Source organism: Roseburia hominis A2-183 (assembly GCF_000225345.1).
Taxonomy (GTDB): domain Bacteria; phylum Bacillota; class Clostridia; order Lachnospirales; family Lachnospiraceae; genus Roseburia; species Roseburia hominis.
In genome coordinates this window covers 89,287-115,524 of record NC_015977.1, presented here as the reverse complement: position 1 = coordinate 115,524, position 26,238 = coordinate 89,287, and the positions used below count along the sequence as shown (strand labels likewise).

General features: G+C 50.9%; 21 protein-coding genes. 2 read left to right on the top strand and 19 right to left on the bottom strand.

Annotation, left to right across the window (positions count from 1 at the left end; all coding sequences use genetic code 11):
- Positions 1 to 8 precede the first annotated feature (8 nt).
- From RHOM_RS00520 to RHOM_RS00460, 12 genes are all read right to left on the bottom strand, one after another.
- Positions 9 to 1,430 (bottom strand): DUF6056 family protein, encoded by a 1,422-nt coding sequence (locus tag RHOM_RS00520; protein WP_014078318.1) that lies wholly within the window; start codon positions 1,428 to 1,430, stop codon positions 9 to 11.
- A complete protein-coding gene (gene metG / locus RHOM_RS00515) occupies positions 1,424 to 3,421 on the bottom strand; it encodes a methionine--tRNA ligase (RefSeq protein WP_014078317.1) in 1,998 nt (665 codons plus the stop codon). Before metG ends, RHOM_RS00520 begins: the two co-directional genes overlap by 7 nt.
- Positions 3,422 to 3,607: 186 nt before the next feature.
- The gene (locus RHOM_RS18400; RefSeq protein ID WP_014078316.1) at positions 3,608 to 3,850 is read right to left on the bottom strand and encodes a hypothetical protein; all 243 of its coding nucleotides are present in this window, start codon (positions 3,848 to 3,850) and stop codon (positions 3,608 to 3,610) included.
- A complete protein-coding gene (locus tag RHOM_RS00505; RefSeq protein ID WP_014078315.1) occupies positions 3,837 to 4,985 on the bottom strand; it encodes a glycoside hydrolase family 28 protein in 1,149 nt (382 codons plus the stop codon). Before RHOM_RS00505 ends, RHOM_RS18400 begins: the two co-directional genes overlap by 14 nt.
- Positions 4,986 to 5,097: 112 nt before the next feature.
- The gene (locus RHOM_RS00500) at positions 5,098 to 6,021 is read right to left on the bottom strand and encodes an AEC family transporter (protein WP_014078314.1); all 924 of its coding nucleotides are present in this window, start codon (positions 6,019 to 6,021) and stop codon (positions 5,098 to 5,100) included.
- 18 nt (positions 6,022 to 6,039) lie between these two features.
- Positions 6,040 to 6,717: a GntR family transcriptional regulator gene (locus RHOM_RS00495; protein WP_014078313.1), complete on the bottom strand. Its 678-nt coding sequence runs from the start codon at positions 6,715 to 6,717 to the stop codon at positions 6,040 to 6,042.
- 220 nt (positions 6,718 to 6,937) lie between these two features.
- Positions 6,938 to 8,026, bottom strand: coding sequence for a GGDEF domain-containing protein (locus RHOM_RS00490; RefSeq protein ID WP_014078312.1), 1,089 nt, complete (start codon positions 8,024 to 8,026; stop codon positions 6,938 to 6,940).
- Between the two features lie 139 nt (positions 8,027 to 8,165).
- Complete coding sequence (locus RHOM_RS00485; RefSeq protein WP_014078311.1) at positions 8,166 to 9,563, bottom strand: hypothetical protein; 1,398 nt, start codon at positions 9,561 to 9,563, stop codon at positions 8,166 to 8,168.
- Positions 9,550 to 9,921, bottom strand: coding sequence for a zinc ribbon domain-containing protein (locus RHOM_RS00480; RefSeq protein ID WP_014078310.1), 372 nt, complete (start codon positions 9,919 to 9,921; stop codon positions 9,550 to 9,552). Before RHOM_RS00480 ends, RHOM_RS00485 begins: the two co-directional genes overlap by 14 nt.
- A gap of 104 nt (positions 9,922 to 10,025) precedes the next feature.
- On the bottom strand, positions 10,026 to 10,967 hold the full coding sequence (locus RHOM_RS00475; protein WP_044024569.1) for a calcium/sodium antiporter: 942 nt from the start codon (positions 10,965 to 10,967) through the stop codon (positions 10,026 to 10,028).
- A gap of 77 nt (positions 10,968 to 11,044) precedes the next feature.
- Positions 11,045 to 11,626 (bottom strand): manganese efflux pump MntP, encoded by a 582-nt coding sequence (locus tag RHOM_RS00470; protein ID WP_014078308.1) that lies wholly within the window; start codon positions 11,624 to 11,626, stop codon positions 11,045 to 11,047.
- A gap of 332 nt (positions 11,627 to 11,958) precedes the next feature.
- On the bottom strand, positions 11,959 to 15,264 hold the full coding sequence (locus RHOM_RS00460; protein WP_014078306.1) for a DEAD/DEAH box helicase: 3,306 nt from the start codon (positions 15,262 to 15,264) through the stop codon (positions 11,959 to 11,961).
- A 158-nt stretch (positions 15,265 to 15,422) separates the two neighbouring features.
- Here RHOM_RS00460 and RHOM_RS00455 point away from each other — a divergent pair, with 158 nt between their 5' ends.
- A complete protein-coding gene (locus RHOM_RS00455) occupies positions 15,423 to 16,217 on the top strand; it encodes a MerR family transcriptional regulator (protein ID WP_014078305.1) in 795 nt (264 codons plus the stop codon).
- A 94-nt stretch (positions 16,218 to 16,311) separates the two neighbouring features.
- Positions 16,312 to 17,883: a methyl-accepting chemotaxis protein gene (locus tag RHOM_RS00450; RefSeq protein WP_014078304.1), complete on the top strand. Its 1,572-nt coding sequence runs from the start codon at positions 16,312 to 16,314 to the stop codon at positions 17,881 to 17,883.
- 1,083 nt (positions 17,884 to 18,966) lie between these two features.
- Here the strand turns inward: RHOM_RS00450 and RHOM_RS00440 are convergent.
- The 7 genes from RHOM_RS00440 to pstC all read right to left on the bottom strand — a co-directional run bounded on the left by RHOM_RS00440 (position 18,967) and on the right by pstC (position 26,141).
- Positions 18,967 to 20,280 (bottom strand): sensor histidine kinase, encoded by a 1,314-nt coding sequence (locus RHOM_RS00440; protein ID WP_014078303.1) that lies wholly within the window; start codon positions 20,278 to 20,280, stop codon positions 18,967 to 18,969.
- Between the two features lie 10 nt (positions 20,281 to 20,290).
- A complete protein-coding gene (locus tag RHOM_RS00435) occupies positions 20,291 to 20,962 on the bottom strand; it encodes a response regulator transcription factor (RefSeq protein WP_014078302.1) in 672 nt (223 codons plus the stop codon).
- A 51-nt stretch (positions 20,963 to 21,013) separates the two neighbouring features.
- A complete protein-coding gene (locus RHOM_RS00430; RefSeq protein WP_014078301.1) occupies positions 21,014 to 22,774 on the bottom strand; it encodes a Na/Pi cotransporter family protein in 1,761 nt (586 codons plus the stop codon).
- Positions 22,775 to 22,960: 186 nt separating this feature from the next.
- Complete coding sequence (gene phoU / locus RHOM_RS00425) at positions 22,961 to 23,614, bottom strand: phosphate signaling complex protein PhoU (RefSeq protein WP_014078300.1); 654 nt, start codon at positions 23,612 to 23,614, stop codon at positions 22,961 to 22,963.
- A 15-nt stretch (positions 23,615 to 23,629) separates the two neighbouring features.
- Positions 23,630 to 24,382 carry a phosphate ABC transporter ATP-binding protein PstB gene (gene pstB / locus RHOM_RS00420; RefSeq protein ID WP_014078299.1) on the bottom strand — a complete coding sequence of 251 codons (753 nt, stop codon included), beginning with the start codon at positions 24,380 to 24,382 and terminating at the stop codon, positions 23,630 to 23,632.
- Positions 24,383 to 24,407: 25 nt separating this feature from the next.
- Complete coding sequence (gene pstA, locus RHOM_RS00415; protein ID WP_014078298.1) at positions 24,408 to 25,286, bottom strand: phosphate ABC transporter permease PstA; 879 nt, start codon at positions 25,284 to 25,286, stop codon at positions 24,408 to 24,410.
- Positions 25,287 to 25,289: 3 nt separating this feature from the next.
- On the bottom strand, positions 25,290 to 26,141 hold the full coding sequence (gene pstC, locus RHOM_RS00410; protein WP_044024735.1) for a phosphate ABC transporter permease subunit PstC: 852 nt from the start codon (positions 26,139 to 26,141) through the stop codon (positions 25,290 to 25,292).
- Between the last annotated feature and the right edge of the window lie 97 nt (positions 26,142 to 26,238).

The following is a 26,238-nucleotide window of genomic DNA, read 5'->3' as shown; positions in this document are numbered from 1 at the left end:
ATAAACGATCACAGAAGCCTTCCAAGCAGCCAGCACATCCGGGTCACATCCAGAATGTTTGCCAGCACCAGAAGCCCGAGTACAGTAAACATCAGTTTTTCCGGCACAGGCATTTTCCCCTTACTGTGTGCACCGCTTCCGCTCTGCGCAGCATCTGCACTGCCTGTCTTCCAGACGACCCTCATGCCTCCCAAGTTCCACACGGCATCCGTACACACATAGATCAGCACGAAATACAGATAGAGGTACGGCCGGTCTGCCGATGCGTAAATCGTCGGTGAAAATCCCATGACGACCCCCGTGGCAAATCCGCCTGCCAGTAAAAACGCCGTCCACAGGTAATGCTTCCACGCTCCATCCGCCAGCTGCCACAGGGCGTACAGGATTCCAAAAACGGACAGTATCAAAAATACCAGCGGCATATAGGTCACCAGCTCATGCCAGTCCCAGTGTGTCGTCTGTTCCGGTCGCACGAACACCTTTTTCAAGGATGGGTGGCTGACACGCACCACCGCCTGTCCAAACAGCAGCAGCGCCGGAATCCCCGCCAAAAGCGTCTTACGGTAATTGCCTGTCTTACGGTACACAAGCGGCGCAATCACTGCTGCCACAACGCAATAGACCGGATCAAGCTGGGCAATAAAGATCCGTTCCACGTTGGCAAGTCCCATGTAGAGCTTCTCCCAGAATGTAAAATCAGCGAACTCCGGCATTCTCCCCGCCATCTCCTGCGCGCTCCGGATTGCATTTCCCGGACAACTGAAAATATATATGAGGGAAATAATATCTATGCCGCATAATGCATAGAGAAGCGGCTGTTTCATACACTTTTCCGAGATATAATGCAGTACTTCCATGCCAAGCAGCAGAAGCAGCAGCACCGCAGCCTGTTCCTGGCTGCCCGCATAAGCACACGCTAAAAGCGCTGCTGCCGCCTCCCACACCGGCACTTTTCTGCCGCAGCGAAGCTGCTTTAACACCATGCCGATCACCAGAACGCCCCAGAGCGGCCAGAGATAATTGGTCGTCGTCGCAATCCATCCGGCGGATGCCATATCCGCAAACGGATAGAGCAGCACCAGTCCGGTTACAAACCAGCGTCCGCGCCCGGTCACACCCAGCAGTCCGCAGAGCAGCACCGGGAGGGACGTAAAGATGACAATATCAAGGATTTTCCAGAGCAGCGGACAGTGCACCAGTGGAATTAACACCGCCTCGATCACCATGCGCGATGACCATGTCTCATAGCGATGTGCCAGGATCTCGCCGAGTGAACTGTTACCGTCCAGAAGGGTTTTAAAATAGACCATATCATCGCCGACATTCGTGGACAATACCACATGCCAAAGGACGGCGGCAAGCGCCGCCGCCACAAATGCACCGTTTTCATAAAACCATGTCCGTTTTGCTCCGGTGTCTCCTTTTAACATATTTCAGCACCTGCCGGCATCGGTTTCTCCGGCGTCATCAGCGCCAGATTGCCTTCCGCATCCTCAGCGCATAAAAGCATCCCCTCTGAGAGAACTCCCGCAAGCTTCGCAGGCTTTAAGTTTACCAGTACCATCACTTTTTTACCGACCATCTCTTCCGGCGTGTAATACTTGCGGATGCCGGAAACGATCTGCTTCACCTCGCTGCCGACTCTTACCTGGGAGCACAGAAGCTTCTTCGACTTCTCCACAGCCTCACAGGAAATGATCTCTCCCACCTGGAACTGAAGCTTCATAAAATCATCATATGTGATTTCTTCCTTCGCCTCGATGTCGATGACGTCTTCTGCTTTTTCTTCTGCAGGAGTCTCCTCGCCAAGCGCTCTCTGCTCTGCCTCAAACTCCTTCTTCTGTGCCTCGCGGATCGCTTCTACCTTCGGCATCACATCCTTTGCATCCAGACGTGCGAATAAGATCTCCGGCGTCCCGGTCACTTTCGTGCCGTTCTCATACAGACCAAACTGATTCAGTTCCTCAAAACCGCGGAGCTGTGTATGAAGCTGTGCCACAATCTTCTCTGCGGTCTCCGGCAGGAAGCTGTACAGCAGGGATGCCCCCACCGTAATCGACTCTGCCAGATTATAAAGTACCTCTGCCAGACGGTCGGATTTCGCCTCGTCCTTCGCAAGTACCCACGGTGCCGTCTCATCGATATATTTGTTGCAGCGGCGGAACACGCCGAATACCTCAGAAATGGCATCTGCCACACGCAGATCTTTCATCTTCTGTGCCACTCTGTCTCTGGCTCCGGTCACAACTGTCTTTAAGTCTTCGTCCACGTCCTCTGTCACGCCCGTGCTTCTTACCACGCCGCCAAAATACTTGTTGCTCATGGAAACCGTGCGGTTGACGAGATTTCCGAGGATGTTGGCAAGATCGGAATTAAAGCGCTCCACCACCAGTTCCCAGGTAATCACACCGTCATTCTCAAATGGCATCTCATGCAGTACAAAGTAACGGGTTGCATCCACGCCGAACAGATCCACCATATCGTCCGCATAGATCACATTTCCCTTGGATTTGCTCATCTTGTCTCCGCCCTGTAAGAGCCACGGATGTCCGAATACCTGCTTCGGCAGCGGGAGATCCAGCGCCATCAGGAAAATCGGCCAGTAGATCGTATGGAAACGGATGATGTCCTTGCCGATCAGATGCAGATCTGCCGGCCAGTTCTTTTTAAATAAATCGGAAGAATTGCCGTCCACATCATAACCGATCTTCGTGATATAGTTGGTCAGTGCATCCAGCCATACATAAACCACATGCTTCGGGTCAAAGTCTACCGGAATTCCCCAGGAAAATGATGTTCTGGAAACACACAGATCCTGTAATCCCGGAAGCAGGAAATTGTTCATCATCTCGTTTTTTCTGGATACCGGCTGAATGAACTCCGGATGGGTGTTGATATGCTCGATCAGGCGGTCCGCATATTTGCTCATCTTGAAGAAATATGCCTCCTCCTTCGCCGGCTTTACCTCTCTCCCGCAGTCCGGGCACTTGCCGTCCACCAGCTGGGACTCTGTCCAGAAGGACTCACACGGCGTACAGTAAAGTCCCTCGTAAGATCCCTTGTAGATGTCTCCCTGATCGTACAGCTTTTTAAAAATCTTCTGCACCTGTTTCTCATGGTCTGCATCGGTCGTGCGGACAAAGTTATCGTAGGACGTGTTCATCAGATCCCAGATGCGCTTTACCTCGCCTGCTACGTTGTCTACATATTCTTTTGGCGTAATGCCTGCTTTTTCTGCCTTCTCCTGGATCTTCTGGCCATGCTCGTCTGTTCCGGTCTGGAAATAAACGTCGTAGCCCTCCAGTCTCTTATAACGCGCGATCGCATCAGCGAGCACGATCTCATACGTATTTCCGATATGCGGCTTGCCGGATGTGTAGGCAATCGCGGTCGTCATGTAAAATTTTCCCTTGTCACTCATTTTGTCTGCTCCTTCCTAATAAAACAAAAAAATCCCGTCTTCGGGGCTGATATAGCCACCAGAAGACGGGATAACTCCCGTGGTACCACTTCTATTCACACAGAATCTGCACTCTGTGCCTCTGCGGATATCGCAACGAATATCCCCCGCTGTAACAGGCGGTCCCGTCAGAACTTATCGCTGTCCTTAGTAACGTCCAGTGTTCAGTCCTGCCACTCCAAAGCCATCTTCCATCCGCCCTTCCTCATTTCCTCGCAGCAAGCTGCAACCGCGCAGCTGGAAATCTCTCTGTAAAGTATCTGCTGATGTACTCTCTTTTTCCTCGTGTTTGTGTGTATCGACTTTTCTAAGATTAGCACCAAACCCGCGGAAAGTCAAGCGTTCATAAGCACAAGAGCGCCAGAGAAAAAGTATTTTACTTTTCCACATACTCTTCCCGCAGCGGGTCTTCTGCAGCGATCGATACGTCTTCCAGGGTAATTTCCCGCAGCGGACTTTCCGGCAGGCCGCAGAGTGAGACACCGATGGCAGCATGGTTTCCCCGGATATGGGCAAAACGAAGCTCCGAAAATTCCGGAGCCTTCTGCGACACCGGCACTGCCGTGCTGGAACCGTAATTCATGCTTACCTCGATCGCTTCCTTTTCTATCTCATCCATCTGCATCCGTTCCACATTGACCCGCTTTACATAGCCACCGCGCCCACGCATGGATTTGATGCGGATGCCGCGCTCGGTCCCTCTGGCCACGCAGTCGTGGATCCAGATATCACAAATGCCGCCGGACATTCCGCTTCCGATTGCCACTGCCGCGTGTCCTCCTATAAAGCGGCAATTTTTCACCTCAATCTGTTCGCAGGGACGTCCCACTCGCCATCCGTCCTCGTTCATCCCGGAATTGATGGCAATGCAGTCATCGCCGGTCTCAAAGGTACAGTCCTCAATGAGTACCTTCCTGCACGAGTCAGGATTGCAGCCATCGGTATTCGGTCCCTTGGTGTTCACTGTCACCCCACGCACCACAACATCCTCACAGTACACCGGATGAATCGTCCACTGCGGTCCGTCCTCGATCGTAAAATCTTCCAGCGTTACATGCTTACAATTTATGAACTGGATGAACGAGGGGCGGAGCGCATCCTTCCTGGTCGCAAATATCCGCTCTTCTACCGGAATTTCCTGACTTTCCGCACGGATCAGGTGATCCGCCGCATTCTGCTGGAGCTTTTTCCAGTGCCACCACGCGCTTCCTGCACCGTCTAACACACCGGTGCCGCAGATTGTAACGTTCTCACAGTCTGCCGCGTAGATAAGCGGCGAATAATTGTAACATTCCACGCCTTCCCAGCGTGTAAATACCGGCGGAAGGTAATCCTCCATGCAGGAACTGAAATGAATCACGCATCCCTCTTCCAGATACAGTTTCACATTGCTTTTCAGATGAATTGCACCGCTTTTCCACTCGCCGCGCGGCACGATTACTGTACCTCCCGACGCAGGAAGGCGATCCACCGCCTCCTGAATGACATTCTGATTTCCTTCTGTATACACACATCTGATTTCCATGTGACTCTCTCCTTTTTCTTATCCTGCCTGCTTCCCATGCCATCTCCGGGTTCTTCCGCCATATGGCTTCTTCCCGCTATATGGCTTCCACATGACTTCTTCCCGCGGTTTTCTACATTCCCGGCAGAAGCATGGCGCATACCGGCAGGATCACAATGCTGAGCAGGGTCGTAATGACCACGCTGCCCGCCGCAAATTCTTCATCATACGAATACTGCACCGCAAAGACGGAGGTGATCGCCGCGCTCGGGCATGCTTCCAGCAGCAGCACCACGCCTGCAGCCATCCCGGAAAAGCCGCATGCAAAAAACAGCGCGAAGCACACGGCAGGGATCAGCAGCATGCGGATTCCCATCACAGATAAAATGCGCCGGTCGCAAAGCATCTGCGCCAGATTGCTTCCGGCGATCATCATTCCGGTAATAATCATGGAGAGCGGCGTATTCATATTTCCGATCAGCGCGAGCGGCTGTTCGATCACCTCCGGCACAGGAATCTGGCACAGGTAGATCACCAGTCCGATCACCACGGCAATCAGCACCGGATTTGTGCAGACTGTGCGGACGACCTCTTTCGGCTCCACGGTTCCTGTAATCATGCCAAATCCCACCGTCCACAGCAGAATGTTGAACACCGTCACGTACACACTCGCATAGATCAGTCCCTCCGCGCCAAACAGCGCCTCGATCAGCGGGAACCCCATATATGCCGCATTGGAAAATATACAGGCAAACCGCAGGATCGGACGTTCCTTTCCTTTCATCCGGCAGGTACATAACATCGTAATCGCAAGTCCGGCCAGAATCGCAAGCACACTGAACGCAAACGTCTGCGGCAGTCTGGCAAGCACGGAGCGGTCTGCCTTTGAGATATAGGAATGAATGACCATCGCCGGCACCGCCAGGTAGAGCAGCAGATTGGAAAACGCCTTTTTTGCCTCCGGCTTTATGACACCACTCTTTACACCCGCAAACCCGGCCAGGATCAGACAGTACAGTATCACAACCTGTTTTGCCGTAATGATTGCCAGTTCCATAACCCTCTGCCTCCTTTCCTACGCAAAATATTCCGGAAACGCCTGCCGGATCGTGTCGATGTTCTCGGTGTAGCGGAGCATATGCCGTCTTGCGGTCTCCGCCGCCCGCTCCCGGTCCCTCGCCGCAATCGCATCCACCAGCTCCTCGTGGTCGGATACAATGCCGTTGACCGGACGGCAGCGGAAGCTTAACACCGTCGTGCGGTCAAAATGCGGCGACAGGCTCTCCAGAAGCGTATACCAGTAATTCCGGTCGCACATCTCATAGAAATGCCGGTGAAATTCCTTGTCATATTGCAGTATCTTGTCCGTCTGCTTCCGCTCCATGTACATTTTCCAGATGGCAATATTCTCGCGCAGCACATCCAGATCTTCCTCCGTCAGAAGGTCACATGCCATGACTGCCAGCTCGGTCTCCACAATGCTGCGCAGATGCCGCACCTCCTCGACCAGTTTCAAATCAATGTGCGACACATAGGTGCCTTTCTTCGGTCTTATATGCACGAGCTGCCGCTCCGCAAGCGCAAGTACCGCCTCCCGGTACGGCGTGCGGCTCACCCCGAGCTGCCCGCTCAGATCATTTTCCAGCAGCTTCTCCCCCGGTTCCAAATGTACGTTTACGATATTGTCTATGAGCACCCGCGTCACGTAATCCCGCGCGGACTCACCCTTCTTCCGCTCCATGATGGTAAGCATCGGTCTCCTCCTGTACTTTCTGCCTGTATTTCTGCGCTTCTTTGGCATGATGAGCAATATTTTTCCGGCACAACAAAAGCGCGGCAGTGATATATATAACAGAATATGTTATATATATCACTGCCGCGTTCTTCCGTCAAATAAAAACATGGGAAAACATTTCACTTTTCAAGCTGCTCCAACGCAATTCCGATCAGCCTGCCGACGCTCCATAAAATACCTAAAGGGTATGCTGTTTGCATAATTGTTTATTATCATACATATAAGAATCGGCCTTATCCAATAATATCTGCATTGTACACTCCTTATAGTCTTCGGATAACGCCCATCCGCATGCATAATCGATTGACATAGGATTTTCATTGCCATTTAATCTATCTTTTTCCCTGCGTAAGTATTTTAAAATATCCTCAACTTCCGCTTTACTGGTATGATATATAACTGCCATGAATTCATCCCCGCCATACCTTCCAACAAAATCTTCTTCCGGAATCACACTGCGTAAAAGCCGGGCAAAATTCATTATTAGCTGGTCTCCTGACGAATGTCCCATTGTGTCATTTACCGTCTTCAAATTATTTAGATCAAACATTATGCATGCTGTCGGTTCATCAATGATCTCTTTATTATTAAGTATTTTCTCACATGCACTTTTATTGGGTAATCCTGTATGGCTGTCTGTATATGCCCTCTGTTCTAACAGCTTGTTTTGCACTGCCATCTTCATTGCCATCAGCGTCTGCATAATAACCAATATTACCAGGCACAACATATCAAGTGCTGACAAAATCTCTATGGTACGAATCTTTCTTGCAATCTTTTCTGAATAATTTTCCGCTGCAGATACTGTTTCATCTGCCATCTTAAAATAAGTTTCACTCATATTTACAATATCTGTATTTTCATATCCTCTGCTTCTCACCGCTTCAATTTCTACTTTTAATTTTTCCCAGTAGTCACTCTGAACCTGTAATTTATCCTGATATTCTTTATCATGAAGCTTTACCAGATCATAATGTCCATCCTGGTATTTTAATCCGCTCAGAATATCATCCAGATACTGAACTAATTCTTCATTCTGGTTTCCTGTAATTTCTAACTTTACTTCACGCTGTGTGGCTCCACGTACCAGACCTGCATAATTTATTACCCGTGCAGTCCCCTGTAACCTGTTGATCTGTACCATCATAAAGACAATAAGAACTACCAATACCAATATAAGACCGCTTTGTGTAATGCCAATTATATTTTTCTTTTCCTTATTCAACTCCATCTCTCCGTTTACCCCTATACCTTCAATAACCTTCATTTCACCTTTAACTGGATTTATTTTTAATAATGATTATATCCTCTCTCTGACTGTGTGTCAAAAAAACAGGGAGCAGATTCTGCCCTGCAGAATCTGCTCCCTGTATGGAACTCATATTCTATCTTTTATACTTCCGGTCTTACAATGACAAAACGATAAACAATACGTTCACCGCACAACAGACAACTGTCAGTGCCGTCAGGAACACTGCGGACGGCACTGCCGCTTTGGAAACCGCCGCAGTCACGCCCGCATCCGCCGCCGGCTCTGCTTTCCGTCCAGATACCGCCACAGCCGCCGGCTCCTTCCACACGCTGCGCTGCCGGCAGATGCCAAACAGTGTGACCGCCAGAAGAATCCCGTACAGCGGCGCATACACGCGCTCTCCCGAGACGTAGATCGTCGCCATAAAGCCCAGCACCATCCCGGCACCAAAGCCGCACCCCACCAGAAGCAGCACGCTGATGAAAGTAAACAGATCGTCGCCGAACAGCTGGTACAGCGCATAAATCATCGCTGCCACCGTCACTGCCAGATACACCATAGGAATCCACGTCGACAGATCGCTCCAGCTCCACTCCAGAATCTCCCCCGGCATCACGAACAGCCCCGAGAGCCCCGGATATGCAGTTCTTAACACTGTCTGCCCGAACAGAATGAGCAGCGGAAGCGCCGAGAGAAACGTCCTGCGGTAATCTTTTGTCTTCTCCCAGACAAGCCATGTCCAGATCAGCACCACCAGAAAAAATACAATGTCCGCATTGGCAATAAACACGCGCTCAATACTCAAAAGTCCCAGATACAGCTTCTGTCCGAATCCAAACGTCGCATAAACCGGAAGATCCGCAATACTGACCGCATTGCGTCCGGCATTGCCCGGACAGAGTGCAATTACGAGCAGTGAAACCACATCGATCACCGCAAGAGTCCAAAAAAGCACTGCATTTCCCGGCCTTCTGTGCGCTTTCCACAGATACACGCCGCTAAGCACGAGCAGCAGCGTCATAATCACGGCATACTGTTCATGACTTCCTGTCACAACCGCGACAGGAACCGCGGACACTGCCGCTGCCGGGTGAATTTTCTCCGCAAGCGCAAGCTTCCTTATCACCCACGCCACATAAAAAAATCCCCAGAACGGCCAGAAATGTGTAACTGTTGTCGTAATCCATCCCGCCGTACCCATGTCGTGAAACGGAAAAATCAGCACCGCCGCTGCCGCGCACCAGTTCATCGTCTTCCCACCGCCGAAAAGCCCGGACAGCAGAAGAGGCAGCGTCGCAAACAGCAGAAAATCAATAATTCTCCACAAAACCGGGCACTGTATGACATTGACCAGTACACACTCCGACACCACGCGCGACGTCCAGGTCAGATAGCGCTGCGTCAGATACGCCCACAGCGTCGTGTCTTTTGTGGCATCCCGGAAAAAAATGTCGTCCCCCGCCATCGGCTTCATCCCGACGTGGTAGACCAGTCCGATCACCGCCACCAGCACAAACGGAAGGTATGCCGCGTATCTGCTACTCTTCCTCATACATATCATCCATCTTCGTACCACAGTTGCTGCAATATACAGCACCTTCCGGCATCTTCGCACCGCACTTCGGACATTCTGCAGAACCCTGGATCCGCAGAACCTCGGCTTTCATGCGCTCGATCTCCTCCACAGCTTCCTTGATCAGGAAAAACTGCTCTGCTTCTTCACATTCTTCCTCATCCTTGTGCTTCTCATAATAAGAGCGTCCCAGCTCCTCATACTGCTTCTGCACATAGTCCTCCTTGGACTTGATATCCAGCTTTAACTTTGCAATCTCGGATACATCCTTCGCCTTCTGGCTGACATCCTTCCCCGCACTTACCAGTGACTCGCTTAACTTATCAAAAAATTCCATGAAGTTTTCCTCCCTGTCGTTTCTTTTTCCCCAGTATAACGCCAATTTCCCTTTACAGCAATCGAAAAAACAGGAAAAATCTTTTTCTGCAATATCTTTTCATGCTACCGCATGCAGATATACACAAGATAGACCGCATAGAGCGCCAGCATCACAATGCCCTCGAAGCGGTCCAGCTTCTTCTTCGTCCAGGCGAACGCCCACACCAGTACGCTCATCACAACCAGAATCACAATATCGATCACATTTTCCATGATAAATGCGATCGGACTGATCGTTGCTGCGATACCGAGCACAAACAGAATATTGAAAATATTGGAGCCGATCACATTACCGAGCGCCATATCCAGTTCATTTTTGCGCGCTGCAACCACTGAGGTCACAAGTTCTGGCAGGCTGGTTCCACAGGCAACAATCGTAAGTCCGATCAGATTCTGGCTGAGTCCCAGCTTTGCAGCAACCGTGGATGCGCCGTTTACAACAAAATCCCCACCGAACTTGATCGCCACAATACCACCGACGATAAACACGATACATTTCCACACCGGCAATACCTCATACTCATCATCTCCGGCAGCAGCACGCGCTTTCAGTGCCGAGCGCACCATCCAGACCAGAAAAGCGACAAATACAATAAGAAGGATGATTCCGTCTGCCCTGCCAAGCTGCATTCCCAGATATCCGCAGACTAAAAGCAAGACTGCACAGACTACAGAAAACGGAAACTCTTTTTTTAACGTACTCTTTTCAACATAGAGTGGATTAAAAAGGGCACAGAATCCACAGACCACCATCAGATTAAAAATATTAGAGCCAATAGCATTGCTGACTGCAAGTGCATTATTGTTCGTTACCGATGCCGTAATACTGACCGCACATTCCGGAAGACTCGTCCCCATCGCCACGATCGTAAGTCCTATAATGATTGAGGGCACTTTCAGCATCTTTGCCACGGAAGAGCTTCCCTCCACAAAAAAATCTGCTCCCTTAATCAGAAGCACAAATCCAACAACAAGCAGCACAACTGCCCAAAGCATTTCTGTCATAATAATCTCCATTCCTCTCTGTTTTCTCTACTGTAATTATTTTCTCAAAATTATCTCAACTTCCGGTAGTCCAGCACCTATCCCACAAACCCGAGATGCTCCAGCAGAATCTTCACGCCGATCAGCACCAGGATAATGCCGCCTGCAAGTTCTGCCTTTTTCTTGTAGCGGTTTCCGAAGAAATTGCCGACATAGACGCCGCCGATGGAGATACAAAACGTGGTGAGACCGATGATCGTAACCGCCTCCCCGATCGGATAATTCAAAAATGCGAATGTAATTCCGACCGCAAGTGCATCGATGCTGGTCGCCACCGCCAGCACAAACATCTCTTTTACGTCGAGCGGCGGATCCATCTTGTCGATCTCCACATTCTCATCCTCCGGCCGCACCGCCTCGGCGATCATCTTGCCGCCGATGAATACCAGCAGCACAAAGGCAATCCAGTGATCAATACTGGTAATGTAGCTCTCAAACTGTGTGCCGAGCGCCCAGCCGATAAACGGCATCAGCGCCTGAAATCCTCCAAAAAACAGACCAATCACAAACGCCTGCTTCTTATTTACCCTGCGCATCGCAAGACCTTTGCAGATCGACACTGCAAACGCATCCATCGAAAGACCCACTCCAATGAGCAGCAATTCAATAAAAACAGCCATACCAACCTCCACATTTTATTCTGCCCCTGCCACAGGGCGCACATACACATTCAGCCCGGATGATGCATTTCCCGCCGGCGCACACATAAAAAAGAGACTGATGTATATCCTCTGCGCACCGCTCCCGTCTCCGTCTGCGATATAACACCAAAGATATACATGAGTCTCATTCTTTAAGATTTGCCAGGTCAGGCTGTCCGACCGGTCTGTTGACAAATCACGCTCTGCGCGAACTACTCCCTCACGGAATCTGCATTCATCAATAACGCTGTTTTCTTACTATATAGCAGCCCGCATTTTTTGTCAACCAATTTGTCAAAAAAACAACCTTTTTATCCCAGAAGTTCGAGAATTTCCTCCTTGGTAAAGGAAACGGAATCCATTCCCTCCCCCTCGAGCACCTGTTTTGCCAGTTCTTTTTTGCGCTCCTGGATCGCAATGATCTTCTCCTCGATCGTTCCCTCGGATACCAGCTTGTAGACCGTCACGACATGCTTCTGCCCGATGCGGTGGGCGCGGTCCGTTGCCTGGTTCTGCACCGCCACGTTCCACCACGGATCATAGTGGATCACAATATCCGCGGCCGTCAGGTTCAGCCCGGTTCCTCCTGCCTTTAAGGAAATACAGAATACCGGCACGTCGTCCTCGTTAAAGCTCTCCACCATCTGCATGCGCTTTTCCTTGCCGACAGAACCGGTCAGCATATAGTAGTCAATCCCGGCCTTCTTAAGCCCTGCCGCCAGACGATCCAGCATGGACGTAAACTGCGAGAACAATAACACCTTGTGCCCGGCACCAACCGCGTTCTCGATCAGTTCCATGCACATCTGCGCCTTTGCGGACTCCCCCTTATAGCCCTCAAACAGAAGCCCCGGGTCACAGCAGATCTGGCGCAGTCTCGTCAGCTCCGCAAGAATCTGGATCTTCTCGGAGCGGAATTCCTTCTCGGATTTGCCCTCCAGGCTCTCCTTCATGCGCTGCACATGGGCGTCATAGAGCGCAAGCTGCTCTCCTTCGAGCTTCGCGAAGACATTCTCCTCCAGCTTCGCCGGAAGATCCCGCAGCACTTCCCCCTTCAGACGGCGCAGAATAAACGGCCGGATCATGCGCTGTAAGCGCTGCATACGGTTTTCATCCCCGTTTACCACGATCGGGATCTCGATCTCCTCTCGGAACCGCTGATAAGTATATAAAAATCCCGGCATCAGATAATCAAAAATGCTCCACAGTTCGCTCAGCCGGTTCTCGATCGGCGTTCCGGTCAGCGCCAGCTTGAAACCCGCAGTAATCTGCTTGACGCCTTTTGCCGCCTGGGTTCCAGGGTTCTTGATATACTGCGCCTCGTCGATCACCTGAATCGCAAACACCATATCGCGGTACAGCTCCACGTCGCGTTTTAACAGGTCGTAGGACGTAATCAGCACTTCCCCTTCCTTCGTGTGTCTGACAATCCTCTGGCGCTCTGTGGCGAGTCCGGTCACGAGCGTCGTCTTGATCTGCGGTGCAAAACGGCTGATCTCTTTCTGCCAGTTGTAGACGAGCGACGCCGGACATACGATGAGGGAACGGTGCCACTCCCGCTCTCCTGCCTTGGCACTCTCCTGTTCCGACAAGAGCAGACTGATGACCTGCAGGGTCTTGCCCAGTCCCATATCGTCCGCAAGGATTCCGCCGAATCCGTTCTCGCGCAGTGTCTTTAACCACAGAAAACCGCTCTTCTGGTAGCCGCGCATGATACTGCGGAGCGAATCCGGCACCTCATAATCGCTGTCCTCGATCGTCTTCATATTGCGGACCATGCCCTTGAACTCGCGGTTTTTCTCCACGGAAAGCTCCTGATTGCTCTTTAACGCCGCGTCCAGATACATCGCGCGGTATTTTGGTACGTTCACATGACCTTTTTTCAGTCCGGATTCTGTCAGGCGGAGATCCTCGCTGATCTCCGCAAGCAGTCCCAGACCATCCTCGCGCACATCAAGAAAATCTCCGTTTTTCAGACGGACGTATTTCTTTTTCCGGTCGTACCGGGTCAGAAGATATGCCAGCTCCTCGCGCGACATCTCATCCGAGTGGATCTGCAATTCCAGAAGATCGCTCTTTAGCGCAACGCCCACCGAAACCGACGGCGATGAGACGACCTTCATTCCCCGGAAATCCTCCGTCGTGTAGATCGACATATACTCGCTGAGGCGCTGCAGACCGCTGCTTATGAGCTGATAGAGCATGTCCTCGTTGTGCGAGAGAATGAAGATCGTCTGCCCGAGTCCGTATTCGTTGAAGTACGGCTCGACCAGCGTGCGCACGCGCATCTCCTCCCCAAGATCCCGCACCTCGCCCGGCTCAATCTTCTGCAATACGTTATATTTGTCGTCCCCGTAGGCAGCGACCAGCTTCGCACCGACCGTCTGGTTGTCCTGCTTGTCCAGATACAGTTCAAACTCCGGCTTTTTCGGGACGTAGAGCGTCTCATCGAAGCCCTCCGCCGTCACCCGGAACGTCTCTCTTAAAAGCGGCAGCAGATCCCGGCAGAACGACGGCAGTTCATCCGCCGCAATGTAACATTCCCCGCCGGCCTGACGCTCCATATAGTCGAAAAAGTCTCCCGTCTTCGCCTTTAACGCCTCACTGCTGCGATAGATCATGCCATCTTCATAAAAATAGTAAAATCTGCTTCCCCTTATGACCTGCAGATCCTCCAGCAGAACGAAAACACCAGACGCCCCTGCGCGGATCTCAAGCTTCGGCTTGCGCTCTCCCTCCTGCACATGATACTCCTCCTCCGGCAGATACCCGATTTCGGCAGATAAAGGCATTTCCCCGATGGCGTCAAAAAAACGGTCGATGCCGACCTCATCGAGCTCCATCGTGCGCTCATATCCCCCAGTGTAAGCATAATAGGCATGAAATCTGCTCTGGCGTTTCTTGTCGTCATCCTGCATCCGCATGAACTCTACCATCCGCCATGCATCTTCTGTAAATGCCTGTCTGTTGTGATAAAAGTCCAGCTTTTTACCGTAATGCACCTTTTCATTCCGCTCGATGGAATGTAAAAAGGCAGAAATATTCTTTAATACATACTTCTGCTCCATTCCGATCTTAAATTCCACCGTCGCATAACTGTAATCCAGCTTAAAATAAGGCTCCAGTTCCACCTTTCCATAGACGCTCTCTGGAATCAGATAGCTCACACCGGCACGCAGTGAATACTGGTTCAAAAGCGTCTTGAACGCTCCTGCCGTCTGCATCGGGGCGACAGGCTTCTCCTCCGCGGCGCTTCCCTGCTCTCCCGCCTCATGTCCGGTGCGCTTCGCAGCCAGAATGTCCTTCGCCTGCCTTCGGTTAACATAAGCAAGAAGCGCTGCGACACAGTGTTTGCACATTCCCTCATAATTATAAAACGCTTCGCAGGTACAGTTGCTGCTTGACACCGTGCCGTACTCCTCATCGACAACCGCCGTCACCCGGTAGCTGCTCTGTTCCTTCCCACGTACCTCCGCTCGCACCTCGGCAACGGGCAGATCATGCTCCAGATAAATATCATACGCGAAATCCAGCACGCCCCCTGTCTCATATAATTCCTTTCCTCTCCGGTAGACTGCCGGATACACATCCTCTTTGATATCCGATACGGAAAACATAACCTCTCCTCCTGCTTTTGCCCTCTGTTCTCTGACATATAATTGTACCATAAAATCCTTTTTTCTTCATTCTTTTCTTTTAATTTTTTTGTCAAAATATGGTACAATGGTACATATCTTGTGATTGAAATACTTCTTATTTTTTATGGGGGTCTGTCATGATACAATATACAATCCATGAAGTTGCCGGTTTGCTTAATATCTCCACCGACGCCATCCGGCTCTACGAGAAGGAGGGTCTTGTCTCACCCACCCGCAATCCGGAGAACGGCTACCGCTGCTATGACACCGAACAGATCCACCGCATCATGGGAGTCTGTCTCTACCGCAAGCTCAACGTGAGCATCGCGGAGATCAAGCGGCTTCTCGCTGTCTCCACCCTTGGTGATCTTTCCGAAAGCTTTTCCGGTTTCATTGATTCGCGCAAAAAAGAGATCGAGCGGCTTACCCTGGAAGTCGAAAAAATGTCTTATATGAAACAGCACCTGGATACCCTGGATGAAGGCAGCCGCACTATAAGCATCCGGACGCTTCCCGCTGTCTATCCGCTCTACCATCAGGATTCCGCTTTTTTAGGTTACCGCACGCTAAAGGATGTCTTTCATTCTCCGCTGTTTTCGATGGGGAATTTCAGCTACATCCTCTCCGTGGAACCGTCCGGTTCCTGCCAGGTCAGCGCCTTCCAGTTTGCCATCCGCGAGCCGATGCTTGCACTCACCCAGCTCAATTCCACCAATCTGCCCAGCCGGGACAGCTGCCGCTGTCTCTACACCGTAGTCGCATTCCCGACCGAGCAGGAGATACTCTGGGATCTCTCCGCCGTCCTGAAATACGCCGGGGAACATCAGCTTTCCTGCAAACTGGAAGCTTACGCTTTCTACGTCTTCAGCATAGCACAGCCGGATGTCATCCTGGATTATTACGAAGTATATCTTCCGTTGGAAGACTCCTGATTTTTTCAACCTCCTATTGACCTTAGACCTGCACCAAGGTCTATGTTAGTATCACAAACATCTGGTACTTTCGTACAGGAAAAGGAGGTCTATCATGAACGATTCAAGAGAGTTAACGTTACAGGAACGCTCCACAAAGCGTGCCAACTATTGTCTGATGCTTACAGTTCTCATCATTTCCATCTATATGATGTTTCTGTTTATAGGAACAATTCTGCAGGGAAATCATGCTCTTTTCCGTCTTTTTGTCATTGCAGGCATGATTGCCCTCCCTGCAGCTGTTAGTACATTGTTCTATTTTTTTAATCCTGTTTCCATACGCTACCGCAATGTAGCGATTACATGCTTTCTGATCATTTATGAAGTCAGCTGTCTATCCTCAAAACTTTTTGTCTATAATCTCTTTATGATTCCTGTGCTCGTGGCACTGCTCATGTATTTTGATTTAAAACTCGAGATCTGCTCAGGCGTTTTAAACATGATCTGCTGCATACTAAATGGTCTCTATTCCATCCATGTGCTTGGAACGAATTCACTTGCAGAAAGAAACCTGATCTTTGTCATCTGTTCCATTATTATTGTCATCAACACAATCACCTGCCTGGCGTCCCGCGTGGCCGTCCTGCACAACACAGAGGAGCTCGCCGAACTGGAAGCCCACAAGAAAAAGCAGGAGGATATGATGAATTCCATCGTGACCGTCGGCACATCCGTCAATGAATCCACCCAGTCCATTCATGCGCTGATCGAGGAGATGACAGAGGCAACCGGCTGCGTCAGCCAGGCAATGGGCGACATTACCGTAAGCATGGAGAGCACAGTCGCAAGCATTCAGGAACAGGCTTCCATGACCGGACGGATTCAGGACATCATTGCCGATACCGTGTCGATCGCAGACGCACTTACCAACATCTCCCAGTCTTCTGGTAAAAATGTAGAGACCGGTCAGGCGCTTGTGAGCAATATTGTCTCCCAGACGGAGGAAGTAGAATCCGAGAATAAGCTCGTCAAGAAAAATATGACTGCACTGCAGGCACATACGCAGGACATGTTAAAAATTATCAGCATTATCCAGCAGATCTCCGCACAGACCAATCTTCTCGCCTTGAACGCCACGATAGAAGCAGCGCGCGCAGGGGAAGCAGGCAGGGGGTTCGCTGTTGTCGCGGAGGAGATCCGCATGCTCTCCGAGCAGACCAAGCAGTCCACTGAAAATATTGAGGAAATCATCACAAAGCTGAATCAAAATGCCGGTGACACAATCGCCTCGATGGATCATGTCATGGACAAGATCGGCAATCAGGTCAGCATGATTCATGATATTGAAGAAAATTTCAGCGGCATCCGCTCCGGTCTGACCGGCCTTGAACAGAATGCCGCCGCCATCTCAGAGAAGACACGCATTTTAAGAGAAACCAACACCATGCTGGTCGATGAGACCAACACGCTCTCTTCGACCAGCGAGGAGATCAGTGCCTCTGCGGAGGAGACCAACGCGATGTGCACCGACAATGCCGAGCGCTTCAAGAGCGTCAACAATGTCATCGCGGAGCTTGCCGCCGAAGCCGGCAAAATGAACGGTTTTATCGAAGAGTACCACCGCCTGCACGACGCGGACACCGACGCCGAGACGGCAATCTCCCGGCAGGCGCTCCACACGGCATAGAACGGGGCGATTCAGCAATTCATGCTGACGTCCGGAAGAAATCCGCAAGCTTCTGCCGGCTGCCGGGAGTCACGATTCGTTTGAGCAAAATAGCGCGATTTCTTCCATGCCGACTGGAACATCCGGGTTCGTGTCTCTTACCACGCTTTGACACTCTATGCGGGTGTGTCCGCACAGCAAAGACAATGAGTGGACTTTTGGGCAGCGCTTGGCACACCTCTTTACAGATTTAATAAAAGGAACTGTCACAATAAGCATATCGCACTTTGCTTTGATAAGTAATATTACGAGAAATAGATACTTAAAAGTTCCAGATAAACATGCGGCGGCAAAGTCTGACCGCAAAATCCGGTATTTCTAACCATGCCGCAGCTGGCATCCGTGATGATCCGTGTCTTTCCAAGTTTGGAGCACTCTACGGACTGTGTCCGCAAGCCGGCAGACAATTTTAGGACTTTTGTGTGTGTCCCTTTATGGCACCTCTGAACAAAACATAACCGCGCGAAGCCGCTGTCTGAGTCGGCATCTGCCCTATTTTCAATAGCAGATGCCGGCGAGTTCGGTTCGCGCGGTTTTATATTGTCTGTGAAGAGGTGCCATTAGGGACACCAAAAAGTCCGCTCATTGTCTGCGGCTTGTCGGACACACTCCGTGAGTGTCCAAACGTGGCCAAGACACGGAATTGGATGCCAGCCACGGCATGGAAGAAATACACGAATTTTGCTTCAAAGAATTTGCCGCCGTCTGTTTATTCTGGAACTTTTTGTTCTCTGGTATTCCTGTAATATTACTTATCACTTCAAAGAGATCTTTGCTTATTGCGACAATTTCTTATATTTTGCTCACCGGTGTGCCAAGCACTGCACAAAAATTTTAAAATTGTCTTTTGCTGTGCGAACACTCCCCATAGCGTGTTCAAAGCTTGGAAAGACACGGACGATCGCAGATGTGAGAACAGCATGGTTAGAAACCGCCGGTTTTGCGATCGAATCGCGACTCCCGGCAACCGGCAGAATCCGGCGGATTTCTCCGGCCGCCGTCATAATATACCAAAGCGCCCCGGTTTCTGCCGCGTCGCGCGGGCTAGAAGATTACCGTCACCTCGGTGCCCACGCCCTCCTCGCTGGAGAGTTCGATCTGGGCTTCGTGCTGCACGACGATGTGCTTTACGATCGCAAGCCCGAGTCCCGTACCGCCCGTCGACTTGGAACGGCTCTTGTCAACACGGTAGAACCGCTCAAAGACACGGTCCTGCTGCTCCTTCGGGATGCCGATGCCGGTGTCGCGCACTGTGAGCGCCGGTCTCTGGTTCTTCATGCCCGTAATGACGGTCACACTGCCGCCCTTCTTATTATAGCGCACGGCATTGCTGCACAGATTGTAGAGCAGTTCCTCGATGAGCGTCTTGTTGCCGTTGATCGTCACCGGCCCGCCTTCCTGCAGCAATGTGACCTCGTTCTTCTGCGCCGCAATCTGCATCTGATCGATGCAGGTCGTCGCCAGCGCATAGAGATCGATCGGCTCAAACTCCAGCTTGAGGTCACTGTTGTCAAGCTCCGAGAGCTTGATGATATCGTTAATCAAAGATTGCAGACGCTCCGCGCTCCGGTGAATCTCATTTGCAAAATGCTCGGTGTCGCGCTCGTTGGTCATGCCGCTTGCGATCAGTTCCGCGTAGCCGGAGATCGCCGTGAGCGGGGTCTTGAGTTCATGCGATACGTTCGCGGTAAATTCCTGCCGCATCTGTGCATGGTTTAAGATATCCATATGCTGCTGCTTGATCATCGACACAAACGGACGCATCTCCTCGTATACTTCCCGCTCATCGACGAGCACAATGTTGTCCGCCATCTTTTCGATCGGCTCCACAAAGCGCTTTGTCATGCGTTTTGCAAAAAAGGCGCACACCAGGAATACACACAATCCCACACCCAGCGTAAGCATCGTCATATTCCATGCCAGATGGTAGATGCTGCCGCTCTCTTTTCCGATTCTAAGAACATTTCCGTCTGAGAGGCGCATCGCATAATAGAATGTGTGCTCCGCGGAAGTCGTCGATTTGCGCATCCCGCGGCCTTCCCCGACCGCAAGCGCCCGCTCGACCTCCGGACGCCCCCTGTGATTCTCCATCTTCGTCTCGTCCTCCATGCTGTCATAGAGAACCGTTCCATCCGTAGCAATCAAAGTGATCCGCAGCCCATCCTCGGAAAGCTGATCGCACACTTTCTGCGACGCATCCTCAAAATCCAGCCGGGAGATCACATGTGCATTTGCCTTTAAGTCATCATAGATCTGTTGTACCAGAATGCTGTAAAACAGCCCGATAGAACATACGGCAGTCACCAGAATGGCGATTGCCGCAATCAACATAAATTTGGAATTTAATTTTTTCTTCATAGATTTTTGTCTACTCGATCATATATCCCACATTGCGGATCGTCTTGATGCAGCTTCCCGCCGCCCCAAGCTTCTGGCGCAATGTCTTGATGTGCATATCCACGGTCCGGCTCTCGCCCTCGTACTCAAAGCCCCATACCTGATCCATGATCTTGTCTCTGGACAGGACAATCCCCGCATTGATCATAAGATATTTCAACAATTCGTATTCCTTGAACGTCAGCTCACACGGCTCATCCCCGACAAATACCGCGTGCTTGTCGTTGTCCATCCTGATCTCACCATGGCAGATTTTCGTCTCCTCCGCCACACTCTGCGTCCTGCGCAGCAGCGCTTTCACTCTGGAAATCAGCTCCATCACGCCAAATGGCTTTGTGATATAGTCATCCGCTCCGAGATCCAGTCCCTTGACCTTGTCCAGCTCACTGGTCTTTGCAGTGACCATAATGATCGGAATGGCTGCCGTATTTTTATTCGCCCGGAGTTTTCCCAGAATCTCCAGACCGTCTTCATCCGGAAGCATAATGTCCAGCAGCAGAAGGGACGGAACCGCCCGCTCCAGCCGTTTAAACATGCTTTCTCCGCTCTCGAATTCCTCCACTTCATATCCGCTGTTCTTCAGCGCATAGCGCTCAATCTCACGGATGTTGACGTCATCTTCCACAATATAAATTGTTGCCATTGTTCTCCTCTCTTCCGCGGCCGCTTATGCACACCAGATCGAAGATACGAATTACAGAGAGTACCTGCTTCCGAACTCATCCAGCAGTCTGGTGAACTCTGCGCTCTCCGCCTCATCCAGCTGCTCTGTAAAGCTGTGCTCCTCCAGCTGTGTATCCTTCAGCTGCATCATGTACACGGCAATATTGGAACAGTGGTCTGCCACACGCTCATAATTCATGGCAAGATCCGACAGGACCAGTCCCAGCTCCATACTGCACTTGCCCTTGCGCAGCCGCTTCATGTGATGCTTCTTCACATCTTTATTTAATTCGTCAATTACTTCCTCTAACGGCTCCACCGTATGCGCCAGCGCCTGATCGTTGTTCACAAACGCATCCGTGGTTCTTGTCAGAATGTCACGGATTGCCGCACCGTAGAGATTCATCTCCTCTTCACCTTTCCTGGAAAACGTCAGATTTTCCTTGCGCATCTGCTGTACGCTCTCCACCACATTGATCGAGTGGTCGGAGATACGCTCAAAATCCGTAATACAGTGCAGCAGCGACGTCACCTGCAGGCTGTCCTTATAGGACAGATTCTCACTGCTCAGCTTCGTCAGATATGCGGTGATCTTGTCGTCATAGACATCGACCCGGTTCTCCTTGTCAATGACATCCTGCGCTTTCTCCTCCGAATACTCGCCCAGCACGTCCATCGCCTCCAGAAATCCGTCTCTTGTCATCTCTGCCATCTGGCTTACCAGTGAACGGCACTGCTCGATCGCGAATGCCGGCGAAGAAAGGAATCTGTCGTCCAAGATTACAAACGCATCGTTTGCCGTCTTCTTCTCATCCTCTGTCTTCGGAATCGTAAGATATGCCAGATTCTCCAGTCCCTTCGTAAACGGAAGCAGAACCAGAGTAGTAAATACATTAAAAATACTGTGAACCAGCGCAATATCCGCTGCATTTACGACGTCGTTCGTAAACGGAAAGCTGAAAATGGCATTCCCCAGATAAAACAGGCACAGGAAAAGAACCGTACCGATCATGTTGAAATATAAATGTACAAACGCGGTACGCTTTGCACCCTTGTTCGCACCGATTGCGGAGATCATTGCCGTCACACAGGTACCGATGTTCTGTCCCAGAATAATCGGGATCGCTGTGCCAAATGTAAATCCACCGGTTACCGAAAGCGCCTGTAAAATACCGACAGAAGCGGAAGAACTCTGGATGACCGCCGTAAGCAGCGCTCCTGCAAGCACTCCAAGCACCGGATTCTTGAACATGGTAAGCAGGTTCGTGAACTCCGGCACGTCCGCAAGCGGCTCCACCGCACCACTCATCGCCGACATACCGTACATCAGCACGACGAATCCAAGCAGAATCTCTCCGGTAATCTTCTTCTTATCGCTCTTGCCAGACATCAGCAGAATAATACCGATCATAGCCAGAATCGGTGAGAACGATGTCGGCTTTAACATATTTATAAAAAGGTTGTCTCCCTGAATTCCCGTCAAGCTGAGCAGCCATGCGGTAATCGTCGTACCGATATTGGCACCCATGATGATTCCGATCGCTTGTGAAAGCTTCATAATACCGGAATTTACAAACCCGACGACCATAACCGTTGTCGCGGAAGATGACTGTATGACCGCTGTGACGCCTGCACCGAGCAGTACCGCTTTTAACGGATTCGATGTCAGATTCTCCAGAATGCGCTCCAACCTTCCGCCTGACATCTTCTCCAGTCCTGCACCCATCACGTGCATTCCGTATAAGAATAATGCCAGCCCGCCAATCAGGGACAATACTCCAAAAATATCCATTCTAATCTCCTTTGCATCTCATTGCTTTACATCTTTTTTACATACGCATACATAATCATTTATAACGTATTTTTTGACGTTTTGCAATTACAATCCAAGGAGTCGGTAAAATTTTTTAATTTCAGGTAATTTTCCGGTAAGCTTTATGTAAAATCTGTGTAAAATCACGGTTTTTAGACCAATTTTCTACTTCTCGTGCTCTCCCGTGATCGAATAGATGACCCACTCGGCAATGTTTGTCGCGTGATCGCCGATACGCTCAAAATATTTTGCCACCATCAGCATATCCGTCGCCTGCTCGCCGTTTTTGACGTTCTCATTAATCTTTTTGATCAGCTGCTGCTTAAAGTCCGCGAACAGATCATCGACCACATCATCCTGCGCAATCACCGTGCGCGCCAGCTCCAGATCCTTGTTGACGAATGCGTCCACGCACTTGATGACCATATCAGTAGTCTCTTTCGCCATACTTTCCACCAGATCAATGTTGATCGCGCTGCGCTCGTATGTCGCATCGGACATCAGAATCGTCATCTCGGAAATATCCGCCGCATGGTCTCCGATCCGCTCCATATCGGTAATCATCTTTAATGCCGCGGAGATCAGACGCAGATCCTTTGCGACCGGCTGCTGCTGCAACAGCAGCTTCATGCAGAGCGACTCCACGGTCTTTTCCTGCTCGTCGATCTCCTCGTCGTAGGCGATCGCCTTCTTCGCCTTCTCCACATCCTGGCGCACCAGCGCGGAGATCCCCATCTCAATCGCGTGCTCAATCATGCTTCCCATCTGGATCAGTTCATTGTTCAGTTCTAACAGCTGTCTCTCAAATCTGTTTCTCATTGCTTGCTCCTTTCATCAACCGAAACGTCCGGTAATGTAATCCTCTGTCCGCTTATCCTGCGGCACGGAGAACAATTTTTCCGTATCTCCGCTCTCAATGACCTCGCCGAGCAGGAAGAATACGGTCTTATCGGACACACGCACTGCCTGCTGCATGTTGTGCGTCACCATAATGATCGTGTATTTTTTCTTCAGTTCCACCGCGAGATCCTCGATCTTCGAGGTTGAGATCGGGTCAAGTGCAGACGTCGGCTCATCCATCAGAATCACTTCCGGATCGACCGCCAGCGCACGTGCGATGCACAGACGCTGCTGCTGTCCGCCGGACATTCCGAGCGCACTCTTTTTCAACCGGTCTTTCACCTCATCCCAGATCGCCGCATCGCGCAGGGATTTTTCCACGATCTCATCCAGTTTTGCCTTGGAGCGGATGCCGTGCGTGCGCGGTCCGTATGCGATGTTGTCATAAATGCTCATCGGGAACGGATTCGGCTTCTGGAATACCATGCCGACACGCTTGCGCAGCAGGTTCACGTCCATGCCGCTGTAGATGTCTTCCCCGTCGAGCAGCACCTGTCCTGTGATCTTACATCCCTGTACCAGGTCGTTCATGCGGTTTAAGCATTTTAAAAAGGTGGATTTTCCACAGCCGGACGGACCGATAAATGCGGTAATTTCTTTTTCGTTAATGGACAGATCCACGTCCTTGAGCGCGTGGAAATCGCCGTAATACAGATTCAGATTCGATATATTAAACTTTTCTCCCATGTTTTCCTCATTTCCGCGCTTCGCGCTATTCTTTCACTGCCTCAAACCGCTTCGCGATCAAGGATGAGACTCCATTTATCAGAAGGACAATGACAAGCAGCACCACTGCAGTCGCATTTGCTTCATTTTTATGTAAACCTTCATTAGAAAGCACATACATATGGATGGCGAGCGTACGCCCGGAATCCATAAGTCCCGCCACACCGGTCACGGTACCCGCCGTGTAGATGAGCGCTGCGGTCTCTCCGACGATACGTCCAATCGAGAGAATAATACCGGATAGAATTCCCGGGATTGCTGCCGGAAGCACAATCTTAAAAATTGTCCGCAGTTTTCCGGCGCCCAGTCCGAAGCTTCCCTCTCTGTAGGAATCCGGCACACATAAAAGCGCCTCCTCCGTGGTTCTCATAATCGTCGGCAGCACCATGATGGCGAGCGTCGCCGCTCCGGAGAGCATGGAATAGCGCCAGTGTAGTGCAATGTTGAAAAACAGCATACCGAACAGACCATAGATAATGGAAGGAATACCGGTCAGCGTCTCCGCAGTCAGACGAACAACCTCCACGAATTTATTGCCCTTTCTGGCATATTCGATCATGTAGATTGCCGCCCCCACACCAAATGGCACGGAAAACAGCAGCGAGACCACAACCATCTCCACCGTGTTGATGATGGCGGGGAGCATGGACACGTTGTCCGAATTATAATGTAACGCAAACAGGCTCGGCTTTAAGTACGGAATGCCGCTGATGAGAATGTAGCCCACCAGGAAAAGCAGCGTCACCACCGTGAGCGCGGCTGCAATCAGAACCAGAAGCAGCAGGATCAAAGAGCCGGGATGTCTGGTATAGGATTTCATTTTATCTTTCAATGTTACTTTGTTAATTGGATTTATCTGCTCCATCCCCTACTCCTTTCCGCTTCGCTTGATTGCCGAGAAGCACAGATTGATAATCAGGATAAACGCGAACAGCACCACGCCGGTGGCGATCAGCGCCTCCCGGTGCAGATCCGTCGCATAGCCCATCTCCATGACAATGTTCGTCGTCAGTGTGCGGACGCCCTGCAGAATACTGTTTGGTACTCGCGGCTGGTTGCCCACAACCATCATGACTGCCATCGTCTCTCCGAGTGCACGTCCGACGCCGAGGATGACCGCCGCCAGAATGCCGGATTTTGCCGCCGGTACCACGACGGTAAAAACGCTTCGCTCATGCGTTGCCCCGAGCGCCAGGGCTCCCTCGTAGTAACTCTGCTCCACCGCGCGGATCGTCGGTTCAGACGCTCCGATGATGGTCGGCAGGATCATGATTCCCAGAAGAATCGACGCACAGAGAATACTCTGTCCGTTGCTGTTCTTAAAATGTTCCCGGATAAACGGCACGAGCACAACCAGTCCGAAAAATCCGTATACGATAGACGGAATGCCCGCGAGCAGGTTCACGACCGGCTTTAAGAGCTTGTACAGTCCTTCCGGACAGAATCTTGCCATAAATATAGATGTCAGCACACCGACCGGCACACCGATGATCAGCGCGCCTCCGGTGACGTAGATACTTCCCAGTATCATCGGGAAGATACCGAATTTATTGTTTCCCGGCTTCCACTTGGTTCCGGTCAGGAATTCCACAAATCCGATTTTCTTCATTGCCGGGATTCCGTTTGCAAACAGGAATATGCAGATCAGCGCCACCGCCACGATGGAGATGACCGCAGCCAGCAGAAATACATATTCCATGATCTTCTCTCTTTTTTTCATCAGAGCCTCCATTTACAGGTTTTTCCTAAATAACGTGTATGTTCCACGAAAGGACCGGAAGAACATTCTGTTCCCCCGGTCCGTCCTGCTATGCTAT

Excerpts from the sequence above, each read along its gene's own strand:
- RHOM_RS00520 (WP_014078318.1), bottom strand. The coding sequence starts at position 1,430 with ATGTTAAAAGGAGACACCGGAGCAAAACGGACATGGTTTTATGAAAAC.
- metG (WP_014078317.1), bottom strand. The coding sequence starts at position 3,421 with ATGAGTGACAAGGGAAAATTTTACATGACGACCGCGATTGCCTACACA.
- RHOM_RS18400 (WP_014078316.1), bottom strand. The coding sequence starts at position 3,850 with ATGTGGAAAAGTAAAATACTTTTTCTCTGGCGCTCTTGTGCTTATGAA.
- RHOM_RS00505 (WP_014078315.1), bottom strand. The coding sequence starts at position 4,985 with ATGGAAATCAGATGTGTGTATACAGAAGGAAATCAGAATGTCATTCAG.
- RHOM_RS00500 (WP_014078314.1), bottom strand. The coding sequence starts at position 6,021 with ATGGAACTGGCAATCATTACGGCAAAACAGGTTGTGATACTGTACTGT.
- RHOM_RS00495 (WP_014078313.1), bottom strand. The coding sequence starts at position 6,717 with ATGCTTACCATCATGGAGCGGAAGAAGGGTGAGTCCGCGCGGGATTAC.
- RHOM_RS00490 (WP_014078312.1), bottom strand. The coding sequence starts at position 8,026 with ATGAAGGTTATTGAAGGTATAGGGGTAAACGGAGAGATGGAGTTGAAT.
- RHOM_RS00485 (WP_014078311.1), bottom strand. The coding sequence starts at position 9,563 with ATGAGGAAGAGTAGCAGATACGCGGCATACCTTCCGTTTGTGCTGGTG.
- RHOM_RS00480 (WP_014078310.1), bottom strand. The coding sequence starts at position 9,921 with ATGGAATTTTTTGATAAGTTAAGCGAGTCACTGGTAAGTGCGGGGAAG.
- RHOM_RS00475 (WP_044024569.1), bottom strand. The coding sequence starts at position 10,967 with ATGACAGAAATGCTTTGGGCAGTTGTGCTGCTTGTTGTTGGATTTGTG.
- RHOM_RS00470 (WP_014078308.1), bottom strand. The coding sequence starts at position 11,626 with ATGGCTGTTTTTATTGAATTGCTGCTCATTGGAGTGGGTCTTTCGATG.
- RHOM_RS00460 (WP_014078306.1), bottom strand. The coding sequence starts at position 15,264 with ATGTTTTCCGTATCGGATATCAAAGAGGATGTGTATCCGGCAGTCTAC.
- RHOM_RS00455 (WP_014078305.1), top strand. The coding sequence starts at position 15,423 with ATGATACAATATACAATCCATGAAGTTGCCGGTTTGCTTAATATCTCC.
- RHOM_RS00450 (WP_014078304.1), top strand. The coding sequence starts at position 16,312 with ATGAACGATTCAAGAGAGTTAACGTTACAGGAACGCTCCACAAAGCGT.
- RHOM_RS00440 (WP_014078303.1), bottom strand. The coding sequence starts at position 20,280 with ATGAAGAAAAAATTAAATTCCAAATTTATGTTGATTGCGGCAATCGCC.
- RHOM_RS00435 (WP_014078302.1), bottom strand. The coding sequence starts at position 20,962 with ATGGCAACAATTTATATTGTGGAAGATGACGTCAACATCCGTGAGATT.
- RHOM_RS00430 (WP_014078301.1), bottom strand. The coding sequence starts at position 22,774 with ATGGATATTTTTGGAGTATTGTCCCTGATTGGCGGGCTGGCATTATTC.
- phoU (WP_014078300.1), bottom strand. The coding sequence starts at position 23,614 with ATGAGAAACAGATTTGAGAGACAGCTGTTAGAACTGAACAATGAACTG.
- pstB (WP_014078299.1), bottom strand. The coding sequence starts at position 24,382 with ATGGGAGAAAAGTTTAATATATCGAATCTGAATCTGTATTACGGCGAT.
- pstA (WP_014078298.1), bottom strand. The coding sequence starts at position 25,286 with ATGGAGCAGATAAATCCAATTAACAAAGTAACATTGAAAGATAAAATG.
- pstC (WP_044024735.1), bottom strand. The coding sequence starts at position 26,141 with ATGAAAAAAAGAGAGAAGATCATGGAATATGTATTTCTGCTGGCTGCG.